The organism is Rhodococcus sp. IEGM 1305 (assembly GCF_030058635.1).
Taxonomy (GTDB): Bacteria; Actinomycetota; Actinomycetes; order Mycobacteriales; family Mycobacteriaceae; genus Rhodococcus_F; species Rhodococcus_F opacus_D.
This window is the reverse complement of the sequence record NZ_JASHKX010000001.1, coordinates 452,367-469,125: the sequence shown is the minus strand read 5'-3', so window position 1 is coordinate 469,125 and position 16,759 is coordinate 452,367. Positions and strand designations below refer to the sequence as shown.

Sequence of the window (16,759 nt, the reverse complement as noted above, 5' to 3'; positions counted from 1 at the left end):
AGTGACTTTCGAATCGCGATGCGTGATCGGTGACGGTGTGTTCGTGACAACCACTCTGACCGACTCGAGACCCGAGCCACAGCGCGACTCCAATGGATGGAAAGGGTTTCTGTCAGTGCCGCGATCCGCGCGTCATCGCCCGGGTGATGCCGCGCGACGCCGTCGTCAGCGCCGCGACCACCGACTGCGGGTTGGCCTGATCGTGCGGTATGACGACGGACAGGGCGGCGATCACCCTGCCGCCGTCGGTGTCCCGCACGGGCACAGCGACTCCCGTCGCTCCGGGTGTGATGAGACCTGCGGCTACCGCGAAGTGCTGGTGCCGGACCTCGGCGAGAAGTCGTCGCATCTGTTCGGGGTCGGTGACCGTGGCGTCGGTGTAGCGCTCGAGCGGCTGCGACAGCAGTTCGTCCTGCACGTCACGGGACGCGTTGGCCATCAGGACCAGACCGGACGAGCAGGCGTGCACCGGCAGACGTCCGGCGATCTTGGTGACGTTGACGACGGACCCGCGGGTGGAGAGCCGTTCGACGAACAGCACCTCGTTGCCGTCGAGGATGCCCAGCTGGGTGTGTTGCTTGATCGCGGCGTTCACGTCTTCCATGAACGGCATCGCGGCTTCACGCAGGCTCAGGGTGTGTGAGCCGCGGGAGCCCAGTTCCCACATCCGCACGCCGATGCTGATGCGGGTGTCGTTGCGTTCGAGGAGTCGGTACTTCACGAGTTCCCCGACGATGCGGTGCGCCGTCGCGACGGGGAGGTCGGATCGACGCGCGATGTCGGACACCGACAGGGACGGTGTGTCCGCGTCGAATGAGGACAAGACCCTCACGACGCGGGCAGTGACCGATTCTCCTGTCGGTGTCCGTGACATCGCCCTATTGTCCTCCGGCTACTCCCGAGGGGTCGACGGACGCCCGAGTTCCGCCAGCGGCACCCGGTACGTCTCGCGGGCGGTGAAGGCGGCGACGGACGAGACCAGCATGCAGAGCGCCGTGAACACCGCCACGGGGACCCACGCGTTCACCCCGGTACCGAGCAGCGCCCAGCCGATCGCCGGGGCGAAGCCGGCGATGAGGAAGCCGATCTGCGTACCGACCGCGAAACCGGAGTAGCGCACGGGCGCCGCGAACATCTCGGTGAAGAAGCTGGGCCACAGGCCGTTCACCATCGAGTAGAACAGCGTCATCGTGAGCAGCGCGGCGAGGAAGATCAGCGGAATGGAGCCGACGGAGATGGCCCAGAAGTACCCGAAGATCGTCACGGCGCACCCGAGGGCACCGGTGATCCAGACGGGGCGGCGTCCGACGCGGTCCGACAGCTTGGCGAGCAACGGGATCGCGACGATGGAGCCCGCGATCGACACCGACGACGCCCACAGCATCGTGGTGCGGTCGATGCCGACGTCGGGTCCGGTGGCGTAGGCGAGCCCGAAGACCGTGAACACGGTCTGCCCGACCGCGAACAGCGAGCACAGCGCGATCCGCAGCACGTCCCGACACTGGGTGGTCACGACGGTGACGACCGGCAGCTTCTGCACTTCCGCGTGCTCGCGTGACTCCTCGAACACCGGGGTCTCGTCGAGCTTGGTGCGCACGAAGTAGGCGACCACGAGCATCACCGCGCTGCACCAGAACGGAATTCGCCAACCCCAGCTGTCGAGTTGTTCTTTCGGCAGCGCGGCCACGGGGATGAAGACGAGGGTCGCGAGGACCATCCCGGCGGCATAACCGGTCATCGTGAAGCTGGTGAAGAACGCCCGCCGCCCCTCGGGTGAGTGCTCGAGCGTGAGGGTGCTGGCTCCGGCGGCCTCACCGCCCGCGGAGAACCCCTGCGCGAGGCGGCACAGCACGAGGAGGATCGGGGCGGCGATGCCGATCTGCTCGTACGTGGGCAGGAATCCGATCGCGAGACTGGACATACCCATGATGAGCAGGGTCAGCAGCAGAATCTTCTTGCGGCCCAGCTTGTCTCCGAAATGTCCCAGCACTATTCCACCGACGGGCCGGGCCACGTAGCCCACGCCGAACGTCGCGAGCGCGGCGACCGTCCCGATCGCGTCGTTGCCGGCCGGGAAGAACGTGTGCCCGAAGACGAGGGCCGCGGCGGATCCGTAGATGAAGAAGTCGTAGTACTCGAGCGCACTGCCGAGGAATGACGCGAGCGCCGCCTTCTTCGGCGTCTTCGCGACCTCGGTGGGTGTCGCGGTCGTCGGGCTGTCGTGCGTGACGGCGGATACGTTCATCGACTCTCCTGCGATCGGGCCTGGCGTGGTGTGACACAACGTGCCAATCACGCCTACGCGTGCGCAACGTCACATCCATCCATTGGAAAGCCGGCCTCGCGCCCCGGACGAACGGGACGGTCGTTGCGTCAGATCGAACGAGCGTCCCGTTCGTCCGGGGACGGCAACGGCTACGGCTGCACCGGGGACAACTCCCAGCCGGTGCTCATGTCGCGGGCAAGGTCGGGCACCCGCCGCAGCACCCGCTGGCTCTCGACGAAGTCGCGGAACGGGATGGCCAGCAGGGCCCGCAACTCTCCCGGACGACCCTCGGCCAGCCGCTGGTAGGACGACGCGATGTCACTGACGATGTACTGCCAGCGCGGTTCGCGATCGGCCCAGTTGAAACCGGGCAGGGGCGTGCGGAGACGGTAGGCCGAGCCGTTCACGTCGCCGTCGACCGACATCGGCGCAACCTGCCCCGGTGCGCGCGAGCCGGGAACCGACGGTTGCGCCGCGACGGTGGTGGCGTACGTGAGCGCGCGGCCGACGCCGTCACGGGCTGCCGCGGTGACGTCCCACTGATCGGCGATGATCTGATTCTGCTCGCGCGACGCCATCCGGAACAGCGCGTCCGCGTACCCCGCCGGAGTGCCGGAGAAGATGCCCCTCCACGCGATCTCGGCGTTCTCGTCGAGCAGTCCGGCGGCGGCCATCTCCTCGACAGCGGCCCTGCCCTCGTTCAGGTACGCCTCGTGCATGGGCACCATGTCGAAGTAGATGTGCTTCTGCATCATCAGCAGGCGCTTCTGGTACCAGTCCATATCCTCGGCGGTCATCGCCGGGCCGACGGTGACGAGCGTTCTCGGGTCCGCGGGCAGGAGCGTCATCGCCTCGCCGGGCAACCCCCGGACCGTCGACGCGACAGCGTTGCCGAGCGTGTGGACGACGTCGACTCCGAGCACGGTCCGGCCGAGGTCGAGGTCCCAGAAGCCGGCGGCGAACGACCCTCCCGCCAGCCCGGCCATGCCGGACCAGTAGAGCTCGGTGCGCTGGAGTTGGTACCGGCCGTAGTTCTCGTAGACCCGGTCGACCACCGCTGCGTTGGCGATCAGCCCTGCGTTCGGATCCCAGGCGGCCAGGTCGATGCCGGACGCCTCGGATCCTCGAGCGAGCCAATACTGTTGCAGAAGAGCGGAATACCGCGTCGGAGCGACACCGTCGGAGCGGGCGGCCGCCAGCGCGGCGCCGAGTACGGCGGAGTCGGTGGGCAGCCGGGGGTCGAGTCCGCCGATGGTCTCCGCCGCCGCGTTCGCCGGTGTGATGTCGAGCAGGCCCTCATAGTCGGTGGCGTGCGCGACGATCGGCGTCGGCGCCACGAGCGCGACCACCCCGAGCAGCGCGACGAGCACCGCGCGGATCGTCGTGGTGCGGACCCACGGTGATTGGCAGTGCACAGCACCGGGCATGTCAGGTATTTAACAACATATATGTTTTGGCGTCAGGGGTTTGCCCGGATTGCCGCCGGCGCAATGCAATCCCAGGTCAGCGCACGTGAGTGGCAAAGCGTGCCCCCGGACGCCTTGCCACTCACATGGGCTGGGGACCGAGCTGGCCCAGCACGGCCGAGAGGATGGTGTGCGCGCTGCCGATGACGGACTCGATCGGCTGCGGGTTCTCCGACAGCACCCATTGCTGGGCGATCATCAGCACGGCTCCCACCAGTCCGGTCGCGAGAGTGCGCAGGTGGAAGTCGGGGAAGGCGGTCCGGTCGACGGCCGGACCGATGACGACGAGAACGGCGTCCACGAACGACAGGGTGACGCGGCGATAGGCGTTGTCGACCTCCGGCCCGACACCGAGGACCTCCTGGAATGCGATCCGCGGGATTCGTGGGTCGTCGGCGACGGATCGGAAGAACGCGGTCAGCGCACCGCGAACCCGCGCATCGAGATCGGCGCCGCCGTCCCCCGCACCGCGCAGGACGCTGTCCCGCAGACGGTCGGTCACACTCGCGTACGCGGCCAGGAGCAGGGCCTCGCTGCCGCCGAAGGACTCGTAGAAGTAGCGCTTGGTGAGCCCGGCGGTCGAACAGATCTTCTCCACCGTCGCGGACCGGTAACCGCTGGTCCCGAACACTTCGACGGCCGCATCGACGAGGCGCACGCGGCGCTCTTCCTGACGCTGGCGCGGACCCGCACCGCGGTAGGTGCGGCCCGTGTCGTCGAGCCTGGGCGAACTCACGACCCCCATATTGACACCGTCCAGTTCCAGATACAAACTGACACCGAACGGTGCCAGATCACACGCCAGGAGATCCCATGCCCACGCTCAGGAACAAAGTCGCACTCGTCACCGGGGCCGCGCGGGGCATCGGCGCAGAAACGTCGCGCGCCCTCGCCCGCAAGGGCGTCAAACTGGTTCTGATCGATCTGGACGCCGAACCGCTGAAGGCGCTCGCCGCCGAACTCGGCGACGACGTCGCGATCTCCGCGGCCGCCGACGTGTGCGATCTGGCCGCCGTGCAGAAGGCCGTCGACGCCGGTGTCGCGAAGTTCGGCGGCATCGACCTCGTACTCGCGAACGCCGGCATCGCCAGTTTCGGCTCGGTCCTGCACGTCGATCCGGCCACGTTCAAGCGGGTCATCGACATCAACATTCTCGGCGTCTTCCACACCGTCCGCGCTGCACTGCCGTCCGTGATCGAACGCAAGGGCTACATCCTCGTCGTCTCGTCGTTCGCCGCGTTCGCGCCCGTGGCCGGGTTGACTGCCTACAACGCGAGCAAGGCCGGCATCGAGCATTTCGCCAACGCCCTGCGTCTCGAAGTCGCGCACCACGGCGTCACCGTGGGCTCGGCCCACATGTCGTGGATCGACACACCACTCGTCCAGGACGCGAAAGCCGACCTCACCGCGTTCAACCAATTTCTCGCCTCGCTGCCGGGACCGCTCGGCAAGACGACATCGGTGGGCTCCTGCGTCGACGCGTTCGTGGACGCCCTGGCCAAGCGGAAACGCCGGGTCTACGTGCCCCGGTGGGTCGGAATCTTCGCCTGGCTGAAGGCGGTGGTGACGTCGCGGATCGGGGACCGCACCCTGCTGCCGCCCGTCCCCCGGATCCTTCCGCTGATGGACGAGGAAGCCGCGAAGCTCGGCCGGTCCACCAGCGCACGTAATGTCGCTCTCGGCGACGTCGCCGTAGACCCGAAGTAACCACCCTTCCCCGCCAGCGAGAGAGTGTTCATGTCACACACCGAGACCGCCGCCGAGACCACCGGGTCGAAGGCGCCCGTCGAACACGTCGACGTGCTGATCATCGGGGCCGGACTGTCCGGGATCGGTGCCGCGTACCACCTGCAGGACAACTTTCCCCGACGGAGCTACGCGATCCTGGAGAGCCGCGAATCGATCGGCGGCACGTGGGACCTGTTCCGCTACCCCGGCATTCGCTCCGACTCCGACATGTACACCCTCGGCTACCGGTTCAAGCCGTGGTCGGGTGAGAAGTCCATCGCCGATGGGCCGTCGATTCTCGAGTACGTCCGCACGACCGCCGCCGAGCACGGGATCGACCGGAACATCCGGTTCCAGCACAAGGTCGTTCGTGCCGAGTGGTCCACCGCCGATTCGCGCTGGACGGTCGACGCCGAGCGCACAGACACCGGCGAGACGGTCCGGCTCACCGCCGACTTCCTGATGTCCTGCAGCGGCTACTACCGTTACGACGAGGGCTACACCCCCGAGTTCCCCGGGCTCGACCGCTTCGGTGGTCGCGTCGTGCACCCGCAGCAGTGGCCCGAGGACCTCGACTATGCGGGCAAGCGGGTCGTCATCATCGGCAGCGGCGCCACCGCGGTGACGCTGGCGCCGTCCATGGCTGCCGACGCCGCACACGTGACGATGCTGCAGCGGTCGCCCACCTACATCATCTCGATGCCGGCGAAGGACAAGCTGGCCAACAGGCTGCGACGTCACCTGCCCGCCAAGCTCGCCTACGCCCTCACCCGCCTGAAGAACGCATCGGTCGCCACCGCGATCTACCAACTGTGCCAGCGATACCCGGAATTCATGAAGGGCCGCATCCGGCAACTCCAGGAGAAATGGCTGCCGAAGGGGTACGACATCGACACCCACTTCACACCCCGATACAACCCGTGGGATCAGCGACTGTGCTTGGTGCCCAACGGGGATCTGTTCCGCGCCATTCGGAACGACGAGGTGTCGATCGTGACCGATCACATCGACACCTTCACCGAAACCGGGATCACGCTGAAGTCCGGTGAGGAATTGCACGCCGATGTGGTCGTCACCGCAACAGGTTTGAACCTGCTCGCGTTCGGCGGGATGACGCTCGCCGTCGACGGCCACGACATCGACCTCACCGAAACCATGGCGTACAAGGGAATGATGCTCAGCGGGGTGCCCAACTTCGCGTTCGTCATCGGGTACACCAACGCGTCCTGGACGCTCAAGGCCGACCTGGTGTGCGAGTACGTCTGCCGTCTGCTCGCGCACATGGACGCGAACGGCTTCACGCAGTGCGCCCCGGAGCGCGACAGTTCGGTCGAGGAGGAGCCGTTCCTCGACTTCGCCGCCGGATACGTGCTGCGGTCGGTGGAATCTTTCCCGAAGCAGGGTTCGAAAGCGCCGTGGCGGCTGCGGATGAACTATTTCCGCGACCTGGTTGCACTGCGGCACGGCAAGATCCTGGACGACGCGATGGCGTTCCGCCCGTGAGTACTTGTTAACCGCCCGCGGTTAACAAGTACTCACGGGCCCGCGGCCTCGCTCTCGCGCAGCGCCTTGCCCTCCTGCACGTACTGCTCGTACTTCTCGGCGTTCTTGTCGGAGACCCGCGTATCGCGGGCCGGCAATTGCAGTTCGTCCTCGGCCGGAATGCCAGCCTGCAATTCCCGTCCGCGTTCGAGTTCGGCGTCCAGTTCGGCGCCGAAGAGCAACGCCAGGTTGGTGATCCAGAGCCAGAGCAGGAACACGATCACGCCGGCCAGGGAGCCGTACGTCTTGTTGTAGCTGCCGAAGTTGGCGACGTACAGACCGAACAGGACCGACGCCACGATCCACGTCACGATGGCGAGGAACGCGCCGGCGCTGATCCAGCGGAACTTGGGTTGCTTCACGTTGGGCGTGACGTAGTAGAGGATGGCCACGGCCACCACGACGATGCCGAGGACAAACGGCCAGCGGGCAATGTTCCACACGGTCAGGGCGGTGTCGCCGAATCCGATTGTGTCACCCACCGAGCGTGCGACGGGGCCGCTCAGGGCGAGCATCGCCGCAGCGGCCGCGACCAGGACCAGGCCGACGATGGTGACGGCCAGCATCTGGGGCCGGAGCTTCCACACGGGACGCCCCTCCTCGACCTCGTACATGCGGTTCATCGCGCGTCCGAACGCCCCGATGTAGCCGGACGCCGACCACACCGCACCCAGCAGGCCGAGGACGAGAGCCATTCCCGCGGTCGGTGCTGCGACCAGTTGCGCGATGGGTTCGCGCAACGTGTCCACGGCGGAGGACGGCCCGAGGTCGTCGACCATCTGCAGGACCGCGTCGGTGGTGCGCTGTCCCTGACCGAACACTCCCAGCAACGAGACCAGCGCCAGCAGCGCAGGAAACAGCGAGAGGACCGCGTAGTACGTCAGAGCGGCGGCCAGGTCGGTGCACTGGTCGCGCGTGAACTCGTGCGCCGTCTTCCTGATGACGTACCACCAGGACGGTTTCGTCAGGTCCGCGGGCGAATCCGGCTTACGCGGATCGTCGGGTTCCGGTTCGGCGTGCTGATCGTCGTTCATCGGTCACGCCTACCCGGAACGCAGGTCGGGGAAACTGGGGCCCTATTCGCGGTCGGTGCCTGCGGTGAAGTTCGCGACGACCTCTGCCGCGATCTCCCGAAGTTTGACGTTGCGGTTCTGCGAATAGGAAGCGAGTTTGTCGAAGGCGGTGTCGGCGTCGCACTGGAAGGCGGCCATCGTCAGCCCGACAGCTTGGCTGAGGGTTGTTCGCGTATCCAGTGCTTTGCGCAGTTGTTCCGTTTCGAGCTCGCTGTCCGTGACCAGAGTTTCACGAAGCCACGACATTTCGAGATGAACACGCACCCGCGCGACGAGTTCGCTCGGCTGAAACGGTTTGACGATGTAGTCGTCGGCGCCGTGGTTCAGTCCGTCGATGGTCGACTCCGTTCCCGCTCGGGCGGTGAGCAGAACGACCGGGAGCCGTGCCGTCGACTGCTCCGATCGCAGCTCGCGGAGGAAGTCGATGCCGTCACGACCGGGAAGCATGATGTCGCTGAGCACGAGATGCGGCGTGCGGACGGCGACGCGCTTCAGCGCGGACTCCGCGTCGGCGACGGCGTCGACGTGCCAGCCCTGCTCGTGCAGCAATCGTGTGAGGTAGGCCCGCAGGTCCGGATGGTCTTCGACGAGCAGGATGCGGCGGTCCGCCCCGGGTTCGGTCGAGGGCGCGACCTCGGCGAACGGTTCCCGCTGGTCGATGCCGCCGAAGGACGTCACCGCGCCGACGGGTCGGTCGTCTGCCCGCGGGGTCACGCCGTCCGGCGCCGGGACCCGCGGTAGGCGGACGGTGAAGGTGCTGCCCCGGCCCGGTGCGCTGTCGAGATCGACGGAACCACCGAGTGCAGCGGCGAAATCGGCCACCAGGGAAAGCCCGATGCCGACGCCGCCTGATCCGCCGGCCTCGACGCGATAGAACCTGTCGAATACGCGTTCCCGTTCTTCGGCGGGAATGCCCACACCCGTGTCGGTCACGCTCAGCACCAGCCGGCCGGCGTCCTGGCGGAGCGCCACGGATACGGATCCGGACCGGGTGTACTTGACCGCGTTCGACACGAGGTTCAGCACGATCTTCACCCACATCTCGCGGTCCACTTCGACCGGACCGGCGCCTTCGTCGATGTCGACCCGGAGCGCGAGTCCGGCCTGCACGGCGGCGGAATCGAACATGCTCACGCATTCGGCGGTCAACCGGCCGACATCGGTCGGCTCCGGGCGGGGCAGCAGCTGGCCGGCTTCCGCCTTGGACAAATCGAGAAGGTCGTCGACGAGCTGCTGTAGCCGGACCGCTGCCCGGTGGGCGGCCGCGATCGCGTCAGGCTGATCTGCGGGCGACTCGTCCCCGGTCCGCTCTCGCAGAGTCTCGAGGGGGCCCAGCAGCAAGGTCAACGGGGTACGGAACTCGTGACTGACGTTCTGGAAGAACCGCGTCTTCGCCGCGTCCAGTTCCGCCAGCGCAGCCGCGCGGTCCCGTTCGAACTCGTAGGCCAGAGCGTCCGAGATCAGCGTCGACACCTTCGCCGTCACCAACTCGGCGAAGCCCCGATACGCGTCGTCGAACGCGCGATACGGACTGATCCCGAGCACGAGCACACCCACCGGCTCCGCGTGACCCGTCACGATCAACGGACACAGCCGCACCTCCGTCACCGCCTTCGACCCGGCGGACTCGAACTCGCCCGGCACCCGGACACGGTGGCTGGTGACGTCGGTCGCCGGGATCCGGGCGGGCCTGAACTCGCCGTCGTCGTCCACTCCGACGGCACCGACGAGCACGAGGTCGTCGGCGGCGTCGTCGCCCGAGCCGCCGGCGACCTCCCGGCGGAGGTAGATCGCGGCCAGCGGAACGTCTTGTCCGCTGTCGCCGAGTACCCGCACGACCGCACGGCAGGCGTCGACGAGCGGATCGTCGCCGCCCGCGGTGGATACCGTGCCCAGTTGCCGCAGCGTCTCCAGTCGCCGCTCCCCGAGCACGGTCGCGGTCACGTCGGTCGTCGCCACAAAGATGCCGGCGACGTTCCCGTCCTCGTCCTGCACCGGACTGTAGGAGAACGTCCAATACGTCTCCTCGAGGTACCCGTGCCGCAGCAGGTACAGCGGCTGATTCTCCGTGTAGGTCGCCGCGCCGCCCGACATCACCTGCTCGGCGAGCGGTCCCACCTCGTCCCAGATCTCCGCCCAGCACTGCGCCCCGGGTTCGCCGATCGCGGCGGGATACTTGGCGCCGAGGACCCGGGTGTACGGGTCGTTGAAGATCTGCACGAGCTCAGGACCCCACCAGAGCAACATCGGGACCTCGGAGGGCAGCACCGTGCGTACCGCCGCCCGCAACTCGACAGACCAGGTCTCGACCGGGCCCAGCGGCGTGGCCGCCCAATCGGTGCGGCGTAGCCGCTCCCGTGTCTCGCCCGGCCCGGCGAACAACCGCTCCGCCGACCAGGAATTACCGAAACCCGAGCCAGTCACATCCATGGACCTTTCGCCCACCGCCGGTCGCCCGGACCCTTCCAGTTGTCAACAGAGAAATCATGGCCCAGTACCGCGTGCAACCGCCACTTCTGTATTCCGACATTCGGAAGCGAAGTTGGAAACGAGTGACCCGTCCGCCACGGTAGGTGAGTCGTGAGCCACATCACAGCCCACCTCCGAGGAAGAACAGGTCCCGCGCATGCAATTCGACCTACGCGAACGCATCGACAACAGCCCGATGACGCGCTACCAATGGGGCGCCATCGCCATCTGCGGTCTACTCAACGTGCTCGACGGCTTCGACGTCCTCGTCATGGCATTCACCGCCCAGTCGGTATCGCAGGAGTGGGATCTGTCCGGCTCGGTCGTCGGCCTCCTGCTCAGCGCCGGACTGTTCGGCATGGCCGCGGGATCGCTGTTCCTGGCGCCGTGGGCTGACACCATCGGCCGCCGCGCCATGATCCTGCTGTGCCTGGCACTCGCGTCGACGGGCATGCTGCTGTCGGCGGTCAGCCAGAACGCGATGCAACTCGGCCTGCTCCGCGCCCTCACCGGCGTCGGCATCGGCGGAATCCTCGCCAGCAGCAACGTCATCGCCAGTGAGTACGCGTCGAACCGCTGGCGCGGGCTCGCGGTGAGTCTCAACTCCACCGGCTACGCCGTCGGCGCCACCCTCGGCGGAATCATCGCCGTCGTCCTGCAGAACTCGCTCGGCTGGCGCTCGGTGTTCCTGTTCGGCGGACTGTGCACGGCGGCCATCATCCCCGTCGTCTACGCCCGGCTCCCCGAATCGATCGACTTCCTACTCGTCCGGCGACCGGCCAACGCACTCGACCGGATCAATGCCTTCGCCCAGCGGGTCGGTCAGCCGCGACTCGACGAGCTGCCCGCACCGCGTGCCGCCGCCACCGCCGACGCCGGATTCGCGATGCGCGTCCTGCTGTCACCGCAGCGCCGCCGCAGCACACTCCTGGTGTGGTTCGCATTCTTCATGGCGATGTTCGGCTTCTACTTCGTCACCAGCTGGACCCCGAAACTGCTGGTCGAGGCGGGCATGTCCGCGAACCAGGGCGTCACCGGCGGAGTGCTCCTCAACCTCGGCGGCATCTTCGGCGCCACCCTGCTCGGGGCGCTGTCCGCACGTTTCGCCCTGAAGCGTGTGCTCATCGCCTACATGGCGATCGCGGGCGTACTGCTCGTCGTCTTCGTTCCCGCCACCGCGTCCATCGTCATCGCGTTCGGGCTCGGCGCCCTGATCGGCGTCTTCGCCAACGGCTGCATCGCCGGGCTGTACGCGATCACGCCGTCGGTCTACTCGCCCGCCGTCCGGGCCACCGGCGTCGGCTGGGGCATCGGCATCGGCCGCGTCGGCGCGATCGCGTCCCCGATCGTCGCGGGCGCCCTCCTCGACCGCGACTGGTCGCCCACCCAGCTGTACATCCTCGTGGCCGTGTCCTTCGTCCTCGCCGGACTCGCCGTGTCGCGACTGCGGTTCGAGAAGACCGGCGTGGACGCCGGGGACGCCACCGCGGATGCGCCGCTGACCACCCACTGAGGCGGCTCCGCCACCCGTGCGCCTTTCTGGTTGCTGGAACAACCAGAAAGGCGCACGGGCCCGGAGGGCCTAGATCCCGACCTTCGACAGGATCGCCGTCATCGCCGCCTGGACGCCGGTGGACAGGGTGGGCTCCGCGACGGGGGCGAAGAACGGTGAGTGGTTCACCGGCACAGGGTTTCCGCTCTCGAGGGTCTCCGCGGTGTGGCCACCGAACATCCAGAACACCGACGGCACGCCGATCGCCTCGGCGAGCAGACCGAAGTCCTCCGAGCCCATCATCGGAGACGACGGCGTGACGTTGTTCTCGCCCAGCACTTTCTGCAGCTCGGCGACGAGTTCGGCGGTGGCATCGGGATCGTTGTAGTTGCGCGGGAACGTGTACAGCTCCTCGATCAGCGGCTTCGGCGCCCCGGACGCGTCGGCCTCGGCGTAGATGATGCGGCGCAGCGCGGCATTGACCTGCTCACGCACCTCGGGGTCGAGGGTGCGCACGTTGATCGTGAACTCGGCCCGGTCCGCGATGATGTTCTCCTTCAGCCCCGCATGGAACGTGGCGACTGTGACGACCGCCGGCTTCATGGGGTGAACTTCGCGGGACACGATGGTCTGGATGCGGTTGATCATGTTGACGCCCTGGATGATCGGGTCGATCGAATCCTGGGGCTGGGAGCCGTGCGACCCCTGGCCGTAGACGGTGACCTTCAGCGAATCGGCCATGGCCATCGCGTCGCCGCTCGTGACGTGCACGGTGCCGGCCAACATCGGCCCGACGTGCTGCCCGAAAACGATCTCCGGCTTGGGTGCCCGGTCCCACAGGCCGTCCTCGACCATCGCCTTCGCCCCGGCGGCCGTTTCCTCGCCGGGCTGGAAGAGGAACACGATCGTTCCGGCCCACGCCTCCCGCGCGCCTGCGAGCAGTTCGGCGACGGTGAGCAGGGTGGCCACGTGTGTGTCGTGGCCGCAGCCGTGCATCACCGGCACCTCGGTGCCGTCGTCGAGGTGTCCGGTGGCGGCGCTGGCGTAGTCGACGCCGGTGTCTTCCGCGATCGGCAGCCCATCGGAATCGGCGCGGAAGGCCACCGTGGGGCCCTCACCGTTGGTCAGGACACCGACCACTCCGGTGCCGCCGCAGACGAACGTGTCGATCCCGAGGGCGACGAGGGAACTCTGGATCAGCTCGGCGGTCTTGTGTTCCTGCATGGACAGTTCCGGGTGCGCGTGCAGGTGGTAGTAGAGGTCGTGCATCTTCGTCCGCAGCTCGTCGGTGAGCGCGATCGGCAGGTCGGTCATGGAGCCTTCTTTCGAATCAGGTGAAGGTGAGATATCTCCGCGTATCGATTCTTACTCGATGGTCGCGAGCTCGGCCGGGCTCTGGTCGTTCTTGTTCCGCAGGAACCAGGCGAGGACCGCCGTCACGATCACCGCGATGGCGGTGGACGACAGCGCGAGGCTCGGCATCGCCGGAACCACGACGAACGTGACGACCGCGGCCACCAGCAGCGCGACCACCGTGGCCCGGGGCTGCTTCATCGACACGATCGCCTGCACGAGGACCGCCCCCAGGACCGAGGGAAGGATGTAGGAACGGGTGACGGTCACGATGTCGGCGGGAATCACGCTGATCAGCCAGGTGCCGAGCAGCCCCACGAACACGGCCAGGGACACGAGGTGCACCATCGCGGCGCCGCAGATCGCCAGGACCGCAGCCAGTTCGGCCCGCTTGGTTCCCGGTTTGGCTCCGATGTTCGTCTGCGCGATCAGCGCGGCCGGCAACAGCTTGTTCGCGATGTTGCCGATCATGAACGCCTGGTACATCGCGGCCGGGCCGAGGATGGGGAAATAGGTCAGGGGTTCGACCAGCCAGATGATGAAGAATGTCCCGGCCACCGCGGCGAACGCGGTCCACAACTGGCCTGCGGTGACGTCCACCTCACCCGAGAACACCAGGTACAGGGGCGCACCGATCGACAGGAGCAACCCCACGATCATCGTGATCCGACCCCAGCGGGACGTCGTCTTGTCGAACTCGGCGAGTTCACGCGCGCCGGTGGACACCGTTACGGCTTCGTCGGTAGTCATCGAAAAGTCCTTTCCGTGCGTGTCGTGAATCAGGAGGTGACCAGGTAGGTGACGGTGAGGGCGACGAGGATCGAAATACCCAGCCCCCATTCACGGAGCCAGCCCTTGCCGAACGTCCGGGCCACGAACAGGCAGATCCCCATTGCGGCCGCGGAGGCGGCGAACGCAACGATGTGATAGCTGGACTTCGTGAGTTCCTGGAAGCCCAGCGACGCGAACGCGCCGATCAGGGCCGCGGACGGAACGACCGCCATCAACGCCGGATTCACCGTGCGGATCTTCGCGTCACCCCGCTTGAGCAGCGGAGTGAGGACGAGCGCGGACAGCATCCACATCACGCCGCCGATGCTCATCGCTAAGAATGCGACGACGAAGACGTTCTGGGTGTACGTGTCGGCGCCGAGTTTCGCGCCCATGGAGTCGGCGGCGATGCTGGCCGCGGACACGTCGTACGCGGCGGAACCGATCAGGCCGATGCGGGCCAGGACGGCGGGCGTGCCGAAGAGGGCGAGCAGGGCGATCGCCACGAGGCAGACCGCCAGGGACGGTCCGATCGCCGAGACGGCGCCGGAGCGGAACGAGACTTTCATGTCTTCCGGCGACATGTCCGCGACGGGTGCCACCTTGCGGACCGCGGTCATGTAGATCGCCGACTGCACGACTATGACGACGAAGATGCCGGCAACGGCCACCCAGAGAACAGGCGAGTTGGCGACAGCCATGATGTCCGTGGATGCCCCACTAGCAGTCACATTCATGAATCTCCCAGGGAGAGTGAGCAACCGGTGAACCGATTGCTCGAGCGATGTGAGGGTGATCCGGTGGATCACCTCGGCTGACACCCGCTCTGTTCCGTAACCTGAGAGTTTGGAGACACACTCGTGCGAGTGGTCATCGTGCCCCGTCGGTGAACGTGCCGTTACAGCCGACACGCTGCTCTCCAGAGTTCCCGACCCTGACTGTCCTGGTGCCTGAGAGTTTGTGGGTACTTGCTCCTTCGGCGCCCGGGACACGGTCCCGGAACTCTCCAGCCAGGTTCATAGGGAGAAACCATCGAGATGGTTCCGAATCGAACTGACTCGAGACGTACTGTTCCGCAGACGTATTACGAAAGCATGACTTCACCGTTCCGGCGTGTTAACTCACAACAGTTCCTGGTCGGAAATCGCCAGTGCGCGTTCGCATGCCGAACACCCCATGTGAGTGGCAAAGCGTGCGCCAGCACACTTTGCCACTCACATGGGGGTCAGCCGTGGACGTGGAGTGGCTTGCCTGCCACTGCCATCAGTGCCTCACCGAGCGCCTCGCCCTGCGTGGGGTGGGCGTGCACGAACTTCGCCGCCTGAGCTGCCTCGACCTGGAAGTTGTACATCAGCTGCGCCTCACCGATCAGCTCACCGACACGGTCGCCGACCATGTGCACGCCGACCACGACCCCGGTCGGCGCCACCACGAGTTTGACCGCCCCCGACGTCTTGAGGATCTGGCTCTTGCCGTTGCCGGCGAGGTCGTAGGTGACGGTCTCGACGGTCTCGCCGAACTTCTCCCGGGCCGCGGTTTCGGTCAACCCGACGGACGCGACCTCGGGGTGGGAGTAGGTGACCCGCGGGATGCCGGTCTCGTCGATGACGTCCGGACGGAGCCCGGCGATTTCCTCGGCCACGAAGATGCCCTGTTGGAACCCGCGGTGGGCCAGCTGGAGCCCGGGGACGATGTCGCCGACCGCGAAGACGTTCGGCACCGCGGTGCGCAGTCGATCACTGGTCACCACGAAGCCCTTATCGAGCATCACTCCGGTCTCCTCATACCCCATGGACGCGGTGTTGGGTCCGCGCCCCACTGCGACCAGCACGACGTCGGCGTCGAGGACGTCGCCGGAGTCCAGGGTGACGGACACCGCATCCTCGTCCTGCGTCACCTCCGTCACCCGCACACCTGTCTTCGCGACGATCTTGCGACGACGGAACGCCCGCTCGAGGTACTTGGAGATCGTCTCGTCCTCGTTCGGCACCAGCCGCGGCATCGCCTCGACGATCGTCACCGACGCACCGAACGACGCCCAGACACTGGCGAATTCGACGCCGATGACGCCGCCGCCCAGGATGATCGCCTTCTTCGGGACGGACGGCAACACGAGAGCCTCGTCGCTGGTGACGACCCGGCCACCGATGGCGATGCCGGGCAGCGTCTTCGGGGACGAACCGGTCGCCAAAATGACGGCGGCGCCCGTGATCAGCTCGCCGTCGACCTCCACTCCGTTGGGTCCGACCAACCGTCCGCGGCCGTTGACGACGGTGATGCCGTACGAGTCGACGAGGCCCTGCAGCCCCTTGTGCAGGCGGGTGACGATCGTGTTCTTGTAGCTCAGCACCTTCTCGAGGTCCACACCCTCGAACGTGACGTCGATACCGAACTGCGAGGCGGTGCGGGCACTGTCCGCGACCTCGGCGGAGTGCAGCAGCGCCTTCGTCGGAATGCACCCCTGATGCAGGCAGGTGCCGCCCAGTTCGTTCTCCTCGACGAGGATGACCGAACGGCCCAGTTCGGCCGAGCGGATGGCGGCCGCGTAGCCGCCGGAACCGCCGCCGAGGATGACGACATCTGCAGATCGGTGGGACAT

The 16,759-nt window shown here is 66.9% G+C and carries 13 protein-coding genes and 2 riboswitches; of the genes, 3 read left to right on the top strand and 10 right to left on the bottom strand.

Features of this window, described 5'->3' with window-relative positions; all coding sequences use genetic code 11:
• Positions 1-112: 112 nt before the first annotated feature.
• The 4 genes from QM693_RS02185 to QM693_RS02170 all read right to left on the bottom strand — a co-directional run bounded on the left by QM693_RS02185 (position 113) and on the right by QM693_RS02170 (position 4,468).
• Positions 113-874 (bottom strand): IclR family transcriptional regulator, encoded by a 762-nt coding sequence (locus QM693_RS02185; protein WP_005575358.1) that lies wholly within the window; start codon positions 872-874, stop codon positions 113-115.
• A gap of 18 nt (positions 875-892) precedes the next feature.
• Positions 893-2,245 carry an MFS transporter gene (locus QM693_RS02180; RefSeq protein WP_283351216.1) on the bottom strand — a complete coding sequence of 451 codons (1,353 nt, stop codon included), beginning with the start codon at positions 2,243-2,245 and terminating at the stop codon, positions 893-895.
• A gap of 170 nt (positions 2,246-2,415) precedes the next feature.
• Entirely contained in the window at positions 2,416-3,693 is a 1,278-nt protein-coding gene (locus QM693_RS02175; RefSeq protein WP_283351215.1) for a hypothetical protein, read from the bottom strand.
• 121 nt (positions 3,694-3,814) lie between these two features.
• Positions 3,815-4,468, bottom strand: a complete 654-nt coding sequence (locus QM693_RS02170; RefSeq protein ID WP_283351214.1) for a TetR/AcrR family transcriptional regulator — start codon at positions 4,466-4,468, stop codon at positions 3,815-3,817.
• 77 nt (positions 4,469-4,545) lie between these two features.
• Between QM693_RS02170 and QM693_RS02165 the strand changes: the two genes are divergently transcribed.
• On the top strand, positions 4,546-5,439 hold the full coding sequence (locus QM693_RS02165) for an SDR family oxidoreductase (protein WP_283351213.1): 894 nt from the start codon (positions 4,546-4,548) through the stop codon (positions 5,437-5,439).
• Between the two features lie 30 nt (positions 5,440-5,469).
• The gene (locus QM693_RS02160; RefSeq protein WP_283351212.1) at positions 5,470-6,963 is read left to right on the top strand and encodes a flavin-containing monooxygenase; all 1,494 of its coding nucleotides are present in this window, start codon (positions 5,470-5,472) and stop codon (positions 6,961-6,963) included.
• A gap of 32 nt (positions 6,964-6,995) precedes the next feature.
• Here QM693_RS02160 and QM693_RS02155 read toward each other — a convergent pair whose 3' ends face one another.
• Together QM693_RS02155 and QM693_RS02150 are read right to left on the bottom strand one after the other, a co-directional pair.
• Positions 6,996-8,036, bottom strand: coding sequence for a YihY/virulence factor BrkB family protein (locus QM693_RS02155; protein ID WP_280781126.1), 1,041 nt, complete (start codon positions 8,034-8,036; stop codon positions 6,996-6,998).
• A gap of 42 nt (positions 8,037-8,078) precedes the next feature.
• Complete coding sequence (locus QM693_RS02150) at positions 8,079-10,505, bottom strand: response regulator (protein WP_283351211.1); 2,427 nt, start codon at positions 10,503-10,505, stop codon at positions 8,079-8,081.
• A 196-nt stretch (positions 10,506-10,701) separates the two neighbouring features.
• Between QM693_RS02150 and QM693_RS02145 the strand changes: the two genes are divergently transcribed.
• Entirely contained in the window at positions 10,702-12,057 is a 1,356-nt protein-coding gene (locus tag QM693_RS02145) for an MFS transporter (protein WP_280781124.1), read from the top strand.
• Positions 12,058-12,126: 69 nt separating this feature from the next.
• On the opposite strand, the gene QM693_RS02140 is transcribed toward QM693_RS02145, so the two are convergent.
• From QM693_RS02140 to lpdA, 4 genes are all read right to left on the bottom strand, one after another.
• Positions 12,127-13,350, bottom strand: coding sequence for an amidohydrolase (locus QM693_RS02140; protein WP_283351210.1), 1,224 nt, complete (start codon positions 13,348-13,350; stop codon positions 12,127-12,129).
• A 51-nt stretch (positions 13,351-13,401) separates the two neighbouring features.
• On the bottom strand, positions 13,402-14,139 hold the full coding sequence (locus tag QM693_RS02135) for a hypothetical protein (protein ID WP_283351209.1): 738 nt from the start codon (positions 14,137-14,139) through the stop codon (positions 13,402-13,404).
• A 29-nt stretch (positions 14,140-14,168) separates the two neighbouring features.
• Positions 14,169-14,897 carry a DUF5058 family protein gene (locus QM693_RS02130; RefSeq protein WP_283351208.1) on the bottom strand — a complete coding sequence of 243 codons (729 nt, stop codon included), beginning with the start codon at positions 14,895-14,897 and terminating at the stop codon, positions 14,169-14,171.
• Positions 14,898-14,984: 87 nt separating this feature from the next.
• Positions 14,985-15,085: riboswitch (glycine riboswitch) on the bottom strand.
• Positions 15,086-15,088: 3 nt separating this feature from the next.
• Positions 15,089-15,180, bottom strand: a riboswitch (glycine riboswitch).
• A gap of 205 nt (positions 15,181-15,385) precedes the next feature.
• The gene (lpdA, locus tag QM693_RS02125) at positions 15,386-16,759 is read right to left on the bottom strand and encodes a dihydrolipoyl dehydrogenase (RefSeq protein WP_283351207.1); all 1,374 of its coding nucleotides are present in this window, start codon (positions 16,757-16,759) and stop codon (positions 15,386-15,388) included.